The 14,541-nt window shown below is 56.7% G+C and carries 14 protein-coding genes; 8 read left to right on the forward strand and 6 right to left on the reverse strand.

The genetic code is table 11. The features are described 5' to 3' along the window. Window positions 1-36: 36 nt before the first annotated feature. On the reverse strand, window positions 37-780 hold the full coding sequence (locus ACR0JE_RS16995) for a heme-dependent oxidative N-demethylase family protein (RefSeq protein WP_480865020.1): 744 nt from the start codon (window positions 778-780) through the stop codon (window positions 37-39). A 123-nt stretch (window positions 781-903) separates the two neighbouring features. Between ACR0JE_RS16995 and dddP the strand changes: the two genes are divergently transcribed. Next, the gene (dddP, locus tag ACR0JE_RS17000) at window positions 904-2,244 is read left to right on the forward strand and encodes a dimethylsulfonioproprionate lyase DddP (protein WP_480865021.1); all 1,341 of its coding nucleotides are present in this window, start codon (window positions 904-906) and stop codon (window positions 2,242-2,244) included. Window positions 2,245-2,252: 8 nt separating this feature from the next. Here dddP and ACR0JE_RS17005 read toward each other — a convergent pair whose 3' ends face one another. Beyond that, complete coding sequence (locus tag ACR0JE_RS17005; RefSeq protein ID WP_480542383.1) at window positions 2,253-2,447, reverse strand: hypothetical protein; 195 nt, start codon at window positions 2,445-2,447, stop codon at window positions 2,253-2,255. Between the two features lie 250 nt (window positions 2,448-2,697). Between ACR0JE_RS17005 and ACR0JE_RS17010 the strand changes: the two genes are divergently transcribed. Both ACR0JE_RS17010 and ACR0JE_RS17015 read left to right on the forward strand, forming a co-directional pair. Beyond that, window positions 2,698-3,915 (forward strand): bifunctional alpha/beta hydrolase/OsmC family protein, encoded by a 1,218-nt coding sequence (locus tag ACR0JE_RS17010; RefSeq protein WP_480865022.1) that lies wholly within the window; start codon window positions 2,698-2,700, stop codon window positions 3,913-3,915. A gap of 50 nt (window positions 3,916-3,965) precedes the next feature. Next, on the forward strand, window positions 3,966-4,775 hold the full coding sequence (locus tag ACR0JE_RS17015; RefSeq protein ID WP_480542379.1) for a glycosyl transferase: 810 nt from the start codon (window positions 3,966-3,968) through the stop codon (window positions 4,773-4,775). Window positions 4,776-4,876: 101 nt separating this feature from the next. Here the strand turns inward: ACR0JE_RS17015 and ACR0JE_RS17020 are convergent, their stop codons facing one another. The 3 genes from ACR0JE_RS17020 to ACR0JE_RS17030 form a co-directional block, all read right to left on the reverse strand. Continuing rightward, a complete protein-coding gene (locus ACR0JE_RS17020; protein WP_480497481.1) occupies window positions 4,877-5,464 on the reverse strand; it encodes a biotin transporter BioY in 588 nt (195 codons plus the stop codon). A gap of 75 nt (window positions 5,465-5,539) precedes the next feature. Then, entirely contained in the window at window positions 5,540-5,962 is a 423-nt protein-coding gene (locus tag ACR0JE_RS17025) for a DUF6314 family protein (RefSeq protein WP_480865023.1), read from the reverse strand. Continuing rightward, window positions 5,959-6,291 (reverse strand): hypothetical protein, encoded by a 333-nt coding sequence (locus tag ACR0JE_RS17030; RefSeq protein WP_480865024.1) that lies wholly within the window; start codon window positions 6,289-6,291, stop codon window positions 5,959-5,961. Before ACR0JE_RS17030 ends, ACR0JE_RS17025 begins: the two co-directional genes overlap by 4 nt. Window positions 6,292-6,380: 89 nt before the next feature. On the opposite strand from ACR0JE_RS17030, the gene purB reads away from it, so the two are divergent. From purB to ACR0JE_RS17050, 4 genes are all read left to right on the forward strand, one after another. Then, window positions 6,381-7,685: an adenylosuccinate lyase gene (purB, locus tag ACR0JE_RS17035; RefSeq protein WP_480542371.1), complete on the forward strand. Its 1,305-nt coding sequence runs from the start codon at window positions 6,381-6,383 to the stop codon at window positions 7,683-7,685. Between the two features lie 370 nt (window positions 7,686-8,055). After that, window positions 8,056-8,595 (forward strand): tetratricopeptide repeat protein, encoded by a 540-nt coding sequence (locus ACR0JE_RS17040; protein WP_353006402.1) that lies wholly within the window; start codon window positions 8,056-8,058, stop codon window positions 8,593-8,595. 156 nt (window positions 8,596-8,751) lie between these two features. Further along, on the forward strand, window positions 8,752-9,843 hold the full coding sequence (locus ACR0JE_RS17045) for a flagellar motor switch protein FliG (protein ID WP_480865025.1): 1,092 nt from the start codon (window positions 8,752-8,754) through the stop codon (window positions 9,841-9,843). Window positions 9,844-9,972: 129 nt separating this feature from the next. Beyond that, window positions 9,973-10,896, forward strand: a complete 924-nt coding sequence (locus tag ACR0JE_RS17050; protein WP_480542367.1) for a lysophospholipid acyltransferase family protein — start codon at window positions 9,973-9,975, stop codon at window positions 10,894-10,896. Here ACR0JE_RS17050 and ACR0JE_RS17055 read toward each other — a convergent pair whose 3' ends face one another. Next, entirely contained in the window at window positions 10,897-11,598 is a 702-nt protein-coding gene (locus tag ACR0JE_RS17055; protein WP_480865026.1) for a DUF1223 domain-containing protein, read from the reverse strand. A 226-nt stretch (window positions 11,599-11,824) separates the two neighbouring features. Between ACR0JE_RS17055 and acnA the strand changes: the two genes are divergently transcribed. Next, window positions 11,825-14,515: an aconitate hydratase AcnA gene (gene acnA / locus ACR0JE_RS17060; protein ID WP_480826780.1), complete on the forward strand. Its 2,691-nt coding sequence runs from the start codon at window positions 11,825-11,827 to the stop codon at window positions 14,513-14,515. The last annotated feature ends 26 nt before the right edge of the window (window positions 14,516-14,541 follow it).

The following is a 14,541-nucleotide window of genomic DNA, read 5'->3' on the forward strand; positions in this document are numbered from 1 at the left end:
CCGAATTACCGAAGACCCTCCTTGGAGGCCCCGCCGTCAGGCGGGGTTTTCCATTTTTAGCAGGCTGTTTGCGGCCAGAACATGGGTGTGGATCGAAAACACAACTGCCCCGGTGCGCGGCAAACGCAGCAAGGTTTGGCGCTCGCTACGTAGGTACGAGGTTGTCCCCTCCTCGGGCTTTTTACGCGGGGTGCTGGCGCTGCGGGGCTGGTAAAGCTCGGGGTCTTCATACCAAAGCGCATTGAAGCGCCACAGCGGTCGGTCAGGCTTTATCCCATCAAACAGACGCTGAACGCGCCGCGCAATGTTATCATCATAGCTGTCAACGGGGATATGAATATCCACCAAAGGCCGCATGAACTTTTCCGACAGGCGCCAGCTGGCCGGAAAGCACAGAACCGCACCTGTTAGCACGTGTTCGTTCCCATGCTTCTGAAGAATGCAGAAATCCTCTTGCACCAGCAGACAAAGCGTATCCATCGGTCGTGCCGTATCAATTTCAACGCGCACCCCGTCAGGCCGCACTACGTGATCAGTTGCACTGGGGTAAGCCGTTGCCAGAACCAGCTCCAACAACTCCTGCGCGGCCTCTTCTGCCTGCGGGTCCAGCGCCAGCACATCGTCACGCCGTTCGCAGAGCAGCGCCGCGCGTCTATTCATCTGCGCTGCAAAGGCATCATCCTGATACAGCCAATCCTGCATCTGTGTCGGCTGGATGCCCGGCAAGGCGCGTAAGTCCGTCGGATCGTAAGGAATTTTCTTTTGCAGGATCACACTCATAAAAACCAGCTATCATTGAATTTCCCGAATGTCGGTCAAAAAACGACAAGCGGGCGGTCGCAATCTTCTGCGACGTCTTTCGAGCGTCTTAACAAGATTGCCTCAATCTGAGGGAGGCGCGTTGTGAATCAACACTATCGGGATACCCGTAAAATCGACCCAACCCGTGGCGAAACGCTGGGCGATGGCACACCGAACGACAACGATAGAATCGAGATCGGGCCCACTCAACTGGCCTTTGACGAATGGTCAGCCGCAGGACTCGCGCTGCCCAATCTGGACCAGATGCGCGCGTTTCGCTGGAAACGCCTAACCCAGGCTATCGTAGATCGCGGTTATGGTGGTTTGCTGATTTTCGATCCCCTGAACATCCGTTACGCGACCGACAGCACAAATATGCAGCTTTGGAATACACACAACCCATTTCGTGCAGTCCTGTTGTGTGCCGATGGCTATATGGTGATCTGGGACTACAAGAACTCCCCCTTCCTCTCCACTTTCAACCCTCTGGTTCGCGAGCAGCGCTCAGGCGCGGATTTGTTTTACTTTGACCGTGGCGACAAGGTGGATGTGGCCGCCGATGTGTTCTCGAACGAGGTGCGGGTGCTGATCGAGCAACATGGCGGCGGCAACAAACGTCTAGCCGTCGACAAAATCATGCTGCACGGGCTGCGCGCGCTTGAGGCACAGGGTTTCGAGATCATGGAAGGCGAAGAGCTGACCGAGAAAACCCGCGCCATCAAAGGACCCGATGAAATCCTGGCCATGCGCTGTGCCAGCCATGCCTGTGAAACCGCCGTGGCCGAGATGGAAGCCTTTGCGCGCGCCAATGTGGGCGATGGAAAGACATCCGAAGATGACATCTGGGCCGTTCTGCATGCCGAAAACATCCGCCGCGGTGGTGAGTGGATCGAGACGCGCCTCTTGGCGTCGGGCCAACGCACAAACCCCTGGTTCCAGGAATGCGGCCCCCGGATCACGCAGCAGAATGAAATCATCGCATTTGACACCGATCTGGTCGGTTCCTACGGGATTTGCGTCGATATTTCACGCACTTGGTGGATCGGGGATCAGAAACCGCGTGCCGACATGATCTATGCGATGCAACATGCCCATGAGCATATCATGACCAATATGGAGATGCTGAAACCCGGCGTCATGATCCCCGAGTTGACAGCGAATTCGCACCGGCTGGATGATAAGTTTCAGGCCCAGAAATATGGCTGCTTGATGCACGGCGTTGGCCTGTGCGATGAATGGCCTCTGGTCGCCTACCCGGACAAGGCGGTTGCAGGCGCTTATGACTATCCGCTGGAACCCGGCATGGTTTTGTGTGTCGAGGCTGCGGTTGGCGAGGTGGGCGGCGATTTCTCGATCAAGCTGGAAGATCAGGTTCTCATAACCGAAGACGGCTATGAGAACCTGACGCGATATCCGTTTGATGCCCAGCTTATGGGGCTATAGCAACCCGGTTAGTCAGGCCAGTTCGACCGCCGCACGTTGCCATGCCAGTCTTCGACGGGCGGGCTGATTGTATCAGAGTGCTCATTCTCGCTAAGTGGCAAGGACTGGCCCAGTGCGAACCCCAAGACGACGGCCAGAATAAGTGCGACCAGCCGTTCCATGCCAACCCAGGGTGCATTTGGCTTTGCTGTAATATCTACCATGTTTCCCTCCGGCTATGGTTTCGATAGCGCGAAGATGGGTCTTTATGTGAAATAATTAAAACGAATGTTTGACTGACTATACATCACAAAACGGAATGTATGACTTATCTTCCGGTTTCGATGACGGACCACAAACCCGTCACCAACCTTACGGCAGTCCCTCACCTTACCGTGACGCCTTTGACATATAGGTTGTGGCAGGCCCTGCATGATCGCAATATTGCAAACGCCCCCAATGGAAGGAGCCGAAATGCCTACGGAACGCATCACCTTTGCCGGTCATGATAGCGGCCAACTTGCCGCTCGGCTGGATTTACCCGATGGTCCGGTTCTGGCGACGGCCCTGTTTGCCCATTGCTTCACCTGTTCCAAAGATATCCCTGCCGCGCGCCGTATCTCGGCCCGATTGGCGGCGATGGGGATCGCTGTGCTTCGGTTCGACTTTACAGGACTTGGGCATTCCGAGGGCGAGTTTGCCAACACCACTTTCACATCGAATGTCGAAGACCTGATTGCGGCGGCGACCTATCTGGCGGACCGAAATATGGCCCCGGCCCTGCTGATTGGCCATTCACTTGGGGGTGCTGCTGTGCTGCGCGCCCGCGCGGGTATCCCATCGGTCAAAGCGGTGGTCACGCTTGGGGCCCCTGCTGATCCTAGCCATGTTTCGCACCATTTCGAACAGGCTTTGACCGAGATACAGAAGGAAGGCAGCGCCGAGGTCTCGCTGGGTGGTCGACCATTCCGTATTGGCAAAGCGTTTGTAGACGACATCGCTGAGACGGCCCTGACACCCTCGGTGGCAGAATTGAAAGCCGCCTTGTTGATCCTTCATGCACCCTTGGATGAAACCGTCAGCATCGACAACGCCAGCACCATCTTTCTGGCCGCCAAGCATCCCAAAAGCTTTGTGACGCTTGATAATGCCGATCATCTGATCACCCGTGCCGCAGATGCGGAGTATGCGGCGGATGTGATCGCTGCGTGGGTATCGCGATACGTGCCCCTGCGCCCCCCGGCCCCGCCCCCCGGCGCGCCCGAAGGCGTTATTCGCGTGACCGAAGCAGACCCGGATGGGTTTTTGCAGGACATTCAGGCCGGACCGCGCCATCATGCCGTGGCGGATGAACCTGTCTCATATGGCGGCACAGATCGCGGCATGTCGCCTTATGGGTTCGTTTCGTCCGGGCTTGGGGCCTGCACCTCGATGACCATTCGCATGTATGCGCGTCGCAAACGGTGGCCCCTGACCGGGGTCAGTGTGGACGTGTGTCATGACAAAGTTCATGCACAGGATGCAGGGCTGGCAAACGAAGGTAAAGTGGACCAGTTCAACCGGAAAATCCGATTGCAGGGCCCATTGACCCAGGAACAAAAGGAACGGCTGCTGGAAATTGCCGACAAATGCCCGGTGCACAGAACGCTGGAAGGCTCGGCACTTGTCACGACCATACTGATTGACAACTGATTGGAATAGCTGCCACAAGGCCGCTTTAATGTGCAGTGAGCGGCAGGCGCATGGACAAACAGATCGTTTGCATAAACTGGGGCACGCGCTACGGTGCCCCCTATATCAACCGTCTGTACCGGATGGTCTGCGCCAACACGACGCCGCCCTTCCGTTTTGTCGCCTTTACAGACACACGCGAAGGGGTCGACCCCGGCGTTGAATGTTTTGACCTGCCTGAAATGCCGGGCTTCATGCCCGAACGCACCATCGGCCAATGGCCGAAATCCAGGCTTTGGGCTGCTGAACTGGCCGACCTAAAGGGGCCATTTCTGTTCCTGGATCTGGATGTTGCGATCACAGGTTCTTTGGACCCGTTCTTTGAGTTTGGTGATCCTCAGGATGTCGTCCTGGCGCGCAACGTGGCCAAACCGTTGAACCGGTTGGGTCAAACCTCGATCTACCGCATGCCTGTTGGTGCCCTTGCCTCGCTTCAGGATATCTTTGCAGCTGACCCTCAGGGCGTGGCCGACAAGTACCGGTTCGAGCAGCATTTCGTCACGAAAAATGCACCAAACGGTATAAAGTTCTGGCCAACCGGATGGGTGCGCCATTTCCGGATCGAGTGCATTCCGACTTTCCCACTGAACTACTTCAAGGACACGTGCCCGCCCAAAGGAACTCGCGTGGTCATCTTTGCCGGATCGTTGAACCCGCCGGACGCGATCAAAGGGCAATACAACGACGCGGTTCCGCACCTGCCTCCGAAACAGCATATCCTGAGGGCGCTCAGGTCAAAGCACAAACTCCGCGCGATGCGACAGTACTTTCGACCTGCGAACTGGGTGGCCCGAATCTGGGATCAGGCCGAACGCAACTAGTTTCGACCCGCTTTCGTAACCCAGGCAAAATCTCAAAAACAAAAAAAACCGCGCCGGATCTCTCCGGCGCGGGTCACTCAGATTGAAAATGACAATCGCGGTCAGCCGCGCGCGTTTCCGACCAGTTTCCAAACCGCAGGGATCAGCAGTGCAGCCAAAGCCAGCTTGATCGCATCCCCTGCCAGGAACGGTGTCAGACCCCATTCAAGGATTGGCTTGTCCCAACCATACAGTTGGCCCAGCCACAGCAGGCCGGGAACATAGATCAGCACGTTGGCCAAAAGCAGTGCGAATGCCAGTTTGCCAACCGACCGGTCCCAACCACGTGCGGCCAAGGCGCCCAGCATGACGGTGGCCAGCAGGTAGCCAACCAGATAGCCGCCCGTGCCGCCCATCATGTAGGTCAGGCCAAATTTCTCAGCCGACGAACCGGCAAAAACGTCAAAGCCCAAAGCACCGACCAGCAGATAGCCCATCATGGTGACCAGACCCAGACGCGCGCCATAGGCTGTGCCGATGGTCAGAACGGCAAAGGTACCCATTGTCATCGGGACCGGCCACATTGGCACTTTGATCTTTGCGGCGATGGCCAGAGCGGCGACACCCAAGACAACCAGAGCCACCTGCTTGACGCGCAGCGCCGTCCCTTCGCGTGGGCCAAATGCGTTGGCCAAAACGTTTGCGTTCATCTCATATCTCCACGTTCGGATTTATTTGCACCTGCAGCAATGCCTGTTCCGGGCGTCTGCTGCAAGATGATTACGCTATCGCAGCGTGTATTTGGTCTCCATTTCATAAGATTTTCGCGGCCCAGACACGGTCCAACGGACTGTCCAGATCGGCCATCCCGAGAAATCGTAATCTGCGTTATAGCTGTCAGGTGCACAATCGTGATGGTCGGTCACCGTGGTTTCGCCAAGTTTCAGCGTATGAAAATACCGCCCATCATCAAAATAAATGGAAATGCGATCCCCATCTGACTGCCATAGATAGCGACGTGTGCCTTTCATCGGTGGCTGACCCGGAACACGCACCGTCACCTCTTCACTATAGATCAGACCGCAGGCATCTGGCGCTAAATCAGCGCGGCCATCGGCCTGCACAATCTGCCCGGCCTTGTTGTCTCGGATTTTTCGCGTCAGAAGCCAGGTCCCGGCGAAATCCTTCAAATCGCGTGGCAGGATCATTCCGCAAACACGCCATCTGTTGCATTGCCCGCGTCATCAATAAACCGGATCCTCTGACCATTTTGCTGAACGTCGTAACAGGCCCAGAGGTCCGACGGCGGCCAGAGCGAACAATAACGATCATCCCGAACGGCCCAGCTGCCCGCGCTGGGTCCGCCCAAGAAATAGTTGGTCAGCATCGAGCCCTCGAAGGTTTGCCAGACACCGCCGCCATAATCCAGCTTTCGCTCGGTTAATGCCGCCAGTATTTCAGGGCCTGACAGCTCTCTGAACTCGCTTGCAGACAAAACACCCGGCCAGATCGCTAGAATCAGGGCAAACCGTCTCATATTTGCACTCTCGTCTTGTTCCTGTGGCTGCTCAGGTTTAAACCCCGCGGCATCACCCACTGCCCAATCACAATAAGGCGATGCTGCCAATGATTCCACGTTATTCCCGCCCCGATATGGTCGCCCTCTGGTCGCCTGAATCCAAATTCCGCATTTGGTACGAGATTGAGGCACATGCCTGCGACGCCATGGCCGATCTGGGCGTGATCCCGCGTGAGAACGCCGAGGCTGTGTGGAAAGCCAAAGACGTGGAATTCGATGTGGCTCGGATTGACGAGATCGAGGCCGTCACCAAGCATGACGTCATCGCCTTCCTGACCCACCTGGCTGAACATGTTGGCAGCGAAGAGGCACGTTTTGTGCATCAGGGCATGACATCATCGGATGTGCTGGACACCTGTCTGAACGTGCAGCTGACCCGTGCCGCCGATATCCTGATCGCCGATCTCGAAGGTCTGCTGGCGGCCCTGAAACGCCGCGCGATCGAACACAAACATACCGTCCGCATTGGTCGCAGCCACGGTATCCATGCCGAACCGACTACCATGGGCCTGACCTTCGCCCGGTTCTACGCCGAGATGGACCGCAACCTCTCGCGCATGCGCGACGCCCGTGCAGAAATCGCCACCGGCGCGATCAGTGGCGCGGTTGGCACTTTTGCCAATATCGATCCGCGTGTCGAAGAACATGTCTGCGACCAGTTGGGGCTTGTGCCAGAGCCGATCAGCACGCAGGTCATCCCGCGCGACCGTCACGCAGCCTTCTTTGCGACACTGGGCGTCATCGCCAGCAGCATCGAAAACATCGCCATCGAAATCCGCCACATGCAGCGGACCGAGGTGCTGGAAGGGGCCGAGTTCTTCTCGATGGGGCAAAAAGGCTCCTCAGCCATGCCGCACAAGAAAAACCCGGTTCTGACCGAAAACCTGACCGGTCTGGCTCGTATGGTGCGCGCGGCTGTGATCCCGGCGATGGAGAATGTGGCGCTTTGGCATGAACGCGACATCTCGCATTCCTCGGTCGAACGTATGATCGGACCCGACGCCACAATAACGCTGGACTTTGCTCTGGCCCGTCTGACCGGCGTGATCGACAAGATGCTGATCTTCCCGGAAAACATGCTGGAAAACATGAACAAATTCCCCGGACTGGTCATGAGCCAGCGCGTTCTGCTGGCCCTGACCCAGGCAGGTGTCAGCCGCGAAGATGCCTATGCCATGGTTCAGCGCAACGCGCTGAAGGTCTGGGAACATCGGACCGACTTCAAAGAAGAACTGCTGGCGGACGCCGATGTCACCGCTGCGCTGAGCGCCGAGGAAATCGAAGAGAAGTTCGACCTCGGCTATCACACCAAACATGTCGACACGATTTTCGAGCGAGTGTTTGGCGAATAAGCGCCTGCGATAACTCAGAAAAAGCCCGGCTAGCCTGATGCTGGCCGGGCTTTTTGGTGAATCCACGGGAATCGGGTAGTCTGGTGAAGATACTTCCGTGAAGAGGACAGATCATGATCAGAACCTTATTTTGCTCAATCGCACTTGTTTGCATGGCCTCAGCCAGCCTGGCATGCAGCGGCCATAGCAAACAAACCCAATCCTGTATCGAAGGGACAACCTGGGACCAGGAAACCCAAAGCTGCCTGAAAATCATCAACAGCTGAAAAATTTCTTTCCTGTTTGTGAATAAACGCGACCGATCCGGTGTTAGCTTTTTGGAAGATCACACTATGATTTCAAAAAGCAGACCTGAGAACGGAGACGAATAATGCGCCTTGTCCTAGCATCCGCAATCGCGTTTCAAGCATTCGCCTTTGCCCCCGCCGTCCACGCTGCAGGCGGCGACAGCAATCCGCCCAAGCCTACGAATACCACAAAGAAATGCCTGTTCGGCCGGGTGTATGACGAAGCGGCCGGCAGATGCGTAAAGCCGGACAAGAACAAATTCTCGGATGACCAGCTTTATGACGCGGTTCGTGAGCTGGCCTATGACGGCCAGTACAAAAACGCTCAGGGTATTCTGCGCATCATGGATCAGGCCGATGACCGTGTTCAAACCTATTGGGGCTTTACCTACCGCAAGATGGGTGAACTTGAGCTGGCGAACCTGTTCTATGAAAAGGCCATCGCCGCTAACCCCGATAACATTCTGGCCCGCAGCTATATGGGTCAGGGGTTCGTAGCCGAAGGCAAAACCGATCTGGCCATTGAGCAGTGGCGCGAGATCAAAGCCCGTGGTGGCGAAGGCACCTGGGCCGAGGCTTCGTTGCGCGAAGCCATCCAGACCGGTCTTACATACAGCTACTAAGTCCTTTGAACAGCGGCACATCGCCAGCTTCCCGGAAATGCAAAAAAGCATCAGCCGGGACTGGCGATGCGTTTGTTTTGGTGCATCGGGCTTCAGCCTTTCTTTACCCGACTCTCTTTATGCTGACTGCGGAACTGAATTTGGCTCGGCAGGCACATGCAGGATACAAACGCACTGATAAAAATGGCTCCGGGGGCGACGCCACCCGCGGGCACCGAAAGCAGCGCTGCCAAGATCGTCCCCAGATCGCTGAGCAGTTTGCAAAAAGCTGCCGTTGTTGTGCGGCTTTTGCTAAACGAAGGCGCGGATATCCCGCTAGAGGACCTGCCAGACGATCTGCAGGAACGGCTCACGCATCAGCTTGGCCAGATGGGTTTGGTGGATCGGGTCACACTGGATTCCGTGGCGCAAGAATTTGGGGATGCCCTTGATAACGTCGGATTGTCCTTTCCCCATGGGCTGGCCGGCGCGCTGGATGCCATAAACGGTAAGATTGCCCCTGCGACGGCTGCACGCTTGCGCAAGGTTGCCGGTGTTCGCCAGATTGGGGACCCATGGCAGCGTTTGCGGGAAATCCCAACTGAAGAACTGGCAGTCTTAGCGCAAGCCGAAAGCACCGAGGTGGCCGCTGTCATGCTGTCCAAGCTTGATACGGCGCAGGCCGCGCAGCTTTTGGGCCACTTGCCCGGCCCGATCGCGCGACGCATCACCTACGCGATATCAAAAACCGCCAGCGTCACACCCGAAGCGGTGGAACGTATTGGCTGGTCGCTGGCCTCGCAACTGGATCAACGTCCGGCACAAGCCTTTAGCGATGGCCCGGGCGCGCGTGTCGGGGCAATCCTGAACCAATCCGCTGCTGCAACCCGCGACGGTTTGCTGGATGCTTTGGATGCCGAAGATGCCGATTTCGCCAGCGTTGTTCGCCAATCCATCTTTACCTTTTCGCATATCCAGACCCGTATTCAGGCACGCGATATCCCGGCGGTTCTGCGCGAGGTTGAACAACCGGTTCTGATCACCGCCTTGGCAGGCGCTGCTGCAGATGATGACAAGGCATCGGTTGAGTTTCTGTTGTCGAACATCTCCGCCCGAATGGCCGATAACCTGCGCGAAGAAATGGCCGAGCGCGGGCGCGTCAAACAAGCCGAGGCCGAAGAGGCAATGACTCAAATCATTGGCGCCGTGCGCACTCTGGTTGATGCAGGCACGATCATTCTGGTCGAAACCGAAGAGGACGAAGACTAGATCCTTCGCTCGCTGCTTCTAAGGGTCAAACCAACCTGTCTGGCGTCAAGCGTGCTTGAACGCTTGAGATTGCAGGTCCTGACATATATGTCTGACCCCAAAATGCGCAAAACGCGGTGAGACGCTTTCATGCCCGTCGAAAAGTCAAGGCTCAGCCGAAGTGAGCTTGCAAAATACTATGTCGCCAATCTGTTCCTGAAGGGGTTCATCGGCACGATGCGCTTGCTGCCTTACGAGCGGCGCATCGCCACAATGGGCGCAATCGTCCGCGGCCTTGCCCCCATTGTCGGCTTTCGACGTCGGGTTCTGCGTAACCTGAACCTCACCTGCCCCGATCTTTCAGACGCTGAGGCGAAGAAGATCAGTAGCGATGTCTCTGACAATGCCGGGCGCGCAATTATGGAGCATTTTTCGCCCGAGGGGTTCATCGAACGTCAGAAACACGCAAAAATAAGCGGGCCCGGTATCGAAGCCTTTGACGCAGCGATTGCCGAAGGTCGCCCGGTCATGATGATCACCGCGCATTTCGGGCACTATCTGGCTGCACGCGTTGCACTTCAGCATCTCAGCGACAAACCGATTGGCTGCCTGTATCGCCGCATGGCGAACCCCTATTTTAACGATGCCTATGTCGAAGCCTTCTATAAATCCGGCTCGCCGATGTTCGAACAGGGCCGGCGCGGCATGGTGGAAATGGTCAGGTCCCTCAAGAACGGCGGCATCATCGCCATCGTTTCGGACCTGCATTCACAGGGTGGCGAACAGCTGCAGTTTTTCGGTAAACCGGCGATCACATCGGTCTTGAATGCTGAACTGGCGATAAAATACAAAGCCGTCTTGATCCCGTGCTACGCGGTTCGTCAACCCAACGGGCTGGATTTTGAGATCATCCTGCACGACCCCGTTCCGCACACGACCCCGCAAGAGATGACGCAGTTTACCAATAATGATCTGGAACAGATGGTTCGCCAGCATATGGGCCAGTGGTTCTGGATTCACCGCCGCTGGAAACACTGGAAGGGCCTTGGCGTCAGCCCTGAGGAAATGCCCTAATCATTTCACATTGGCGGCGGCGACAATGGGTCCGTGTCCGACTTGCTGCACCAGAACCACGGCAGGGAATTCGGCGCTCAGAGAGGTCTCGAATCTCTGCGGCGCGGTGCCATCCCATTGACCTGCGATCTGCCAGTTTTCAACAACGTTGGCATAATCCAGGTCATGCCCGGCCAACTCACCCCGACGGATCGAGGCATGCCGCATCGGAGAATACTGAACCACCCGCACATCATAGACCTGCCCATCGGGCAATGCGACTGGGGTAACATCGACCAATATTGCATCCCCATCACGTCGGGCCTGAACCGATGCCTGGGGCGCGGCGGCCGAATGCGCCTCGATCAACTGGTTCAACTCGGCTGCCTTGGCACCGACAACATCCTCTTGACCGTTGATCACCATCTGAGGCGTATAGATCATCGACCGCCCGCCCTGACGCGCATAGGCGCGCTGTCGCAACGTATGATCAGGATCTGCATATTCATCTTTCCAGCCGATATAGTCCCAATAGTCCACATGCAGCGCCAGACCGATCACATCGTCGCGTTTCGCGAGTTCGTGCATGATCCGGTCGGCTGGCGGGCAAGACGAACACCCCTGCGAGGTAAACAGCTCAATCACTACCGGGTCTTCTTCAGCCGCAGCATGGGTCGCGAGCAGAAGGGCAAGAACGGTTGTGACAACAGTGGCTTTAAACATCGGTAGGCCTTGGCTGGTTGGGCTGTTCAGAAGGTTTAGCTGCTTTGACGTTCAACCTCCAATCAAGGTTTCTTGAAACGCGGTAAGAATACACTTAGATTGCTGTGTACAGTGGTATACAAATATCAAATCAAAAGCGCTGATCACCCTTGAACCGACAGTGCTGGTGATGCAGATAAAGTGTAGCGACCCCATAATCCAAGTCATTTGAGAGGGAGGCCAACAGATGCCAATCAAAGTCGGACAGGACACCGCCAAGACCCGCCGCAGCCTGAGCGTGAATGGCACATCCATTTCCTATTATTCGATCCCTGCGGCGCAAGAGGCCGGTCTCGGCGATTTCTCGAACCTGCCCGCCGCGTTGAAAGTGGTGCTCGAAAACATGCTGCGGTTCGAGGATGAGGGTTTCTCGGTCTCGGTTGATGACATCAAAGCCTTCGCCGAATGGGGTGCGAATGGGGGCAAAAACCCGCGAGAGATCGCTTATCGCCCTGCCCGCGTTCTGATGCAGGATTTCACCGGTGTTCCGGCGGTCGTCGACCTTGCCGCGATGCGCGACGGGATTAAGGGCTTAGGTGGCGACGCACAAAAGATCAACCCGTTGAACCCGGTCGATCTGGTCATCGACCACTCGGTCATGATCGACGAGTTCGGCAACCCACGCGCCTTTCAGATGAACGTGGACCGCGAATATGAGCGCAACATGGAACGGTACCAGTTCCTGAAATGGGGTCAGACCGCGTTCAACAACTTCCGCGTTGTGCCCCCTGGCACCGGCATCTGCCATCAGGTGAACCTGGAATACCTGGCTCAGACTGTCTGGACCGATACGGATCAGAACGGGGAAGAGGTCGCCTACCCCGACACGCTGGTCGGCACCGACAGCCACACCACCATGGTCAATGGCATGGCCGTACTGGGCTGGGGCGTCGGAGGGATCGAGGCCGAAGCCGCGATGCTCGGTCAGCCTATATCAATGCTGATCCCCGAGGTTGTGGGTTTTGAACTGACAGGGTCCATGGTCGAAGGCACCACCGGCACAGACCTGGTTCTGAAAGTAGTCGAGATGCTGCGTGAAAAAGGCGTCGTCGGCAAATTCGTTGAATTCTACGGCGAAGGTCTGGACCATCTGCCGCTGGCGGATCGCGCGACCATAGCCAATATGGCGCCTGAATACGGTGCGACCTGTGGCTTCTTCCCCATCGACGGAGAGACCCTGCGCTATATGCGGAATACGGGCCGTGATGAGGACCGGATCGCGCTGGTCGAAGCCTATGCCAAGGAAAACGGGTTCTGGCGCGGTTCGGATTATGCACCGATCTACACCGATACATTGACGCTGGATATGGGCACCATCGTGCCTGCGATTTCCGGCCCAAAACGTCCGCAGGACTATGTTGCGCTTACGGATGCCAAAACCGCCTTCACAAAGGAAATGACTGAGACGTTCAAACGCCCGATGGGCAAGGAAGTCGCCGTCAAAGGTGAAGACTACACGATGGAATCGGGCAAGGTTGTGATCGCGTCGATCACCTCCTGCACCAATACGTCGAACCCTTATGTTATGATTGGTGCGGGTCTGGTGGCGCGTAAGGCAGCGGCTCTGGGTCTGGATCGCAAACCTTGGGTCAAGACCTCTCTGGCGCCGGGATCGCAGGTTGTGTCGGCCTATCTTGAGGCTGCTGGCTTGCAGGATGATCTGGACAAGATTGGCTTTAACCTGGTGGGCTATGGCTGCACCACCTGTATCGGCAACTCGGGCCCAATCCAGAAGGAAATCAGCGACGCCATTGCCGAAGGCGATCTGGTCGCCACATCGGTTCTGTCGGGCAACCGCAACTTTGAGGGCCGCATCTCGCCTGATGTACGCGCCAACTATTTGGCCTCGCCGCCGCTGGTTGTGGTCTATGCGTTGGCCGGTACGCTGGATATTGACCTGACTTCGGACCCCATCGGTCAAGACAAGGATGGCAACGATGTCTACATGAAAGACCTTTGGCCCAGCCAAGCTGAGATTGCGGAACTTGTTCAGGCGACCGTGACCCGCGAAGCGTTCCAGTCTAAATATGCGGACGTCTTCAAGGGCGACGAGAAATGGCAGAGCGTTGAGGTGCCGCAACAAGAAACCTATGACTGGCCGCCAACCTCAACCTATATCCAGAACCCGCCTTATTTCCAAGGTATGGGGGCTGAACCGGGTACCATCTCGAATATCGATGGGGCCAAGGTGCTGTTGATCCTGGGAGACATGATCACCACCGATCATATCTCACCCGCCGGATCGTTCGCGACCACCACCCCTGCTGGGAAGTATCTGATCGAACGGCAGGTGCAGCCACGCGAGTTCAACTCGTATGGATCACGCCGCGGCAATCACGAGATCATGATGCGCGGTACCTTTGCCAATATCCGCGTCAAGAACGAGATGCTGGATGGCGTTGAAGGCGGGTACACGAAAGGACCTGATGGCCAACAAACCTCGGTCTATGAAGCGTCGATGGCCTATCAGGAACAGGGCACGCCCTTGGTGGTATTCGGCGGCGAGCAATATGGCGCGGGCTCGTCCCGCGACTGGGCAGCCAAAGGGACCGCCTTGTTGGGTGTGAAGGCCGTGATCGCGGAAAGCTTTGAGCGCATCCACCGGTCAAATCTTGTTGGCATGGGTGTTATTCCGCTGGAATTCACGGGCGGGGACACACGCAAAACACTGGGCCTGAAAGGTGATGAGACAGTGTCGATTCATGGGTTGGATACGGTCGAGCCGTTGCAAGAGGTACCCTGCACGATAACCTATGGCGATGGGTCCGAGAAGACCATCACCCTGAAGTGCCGGATCGATACCGCGCCCGAGATTGAATACATCGAAAATGGCGGTGTGTTGCATTATGTGTTGCGAAATCTCGCCAAGGCTGGCTGAGGCCGCTTTGTTCGTGGCCGTAAAAG

The organism is Ruegeria sp. H3, assembly GCF_056533095.1.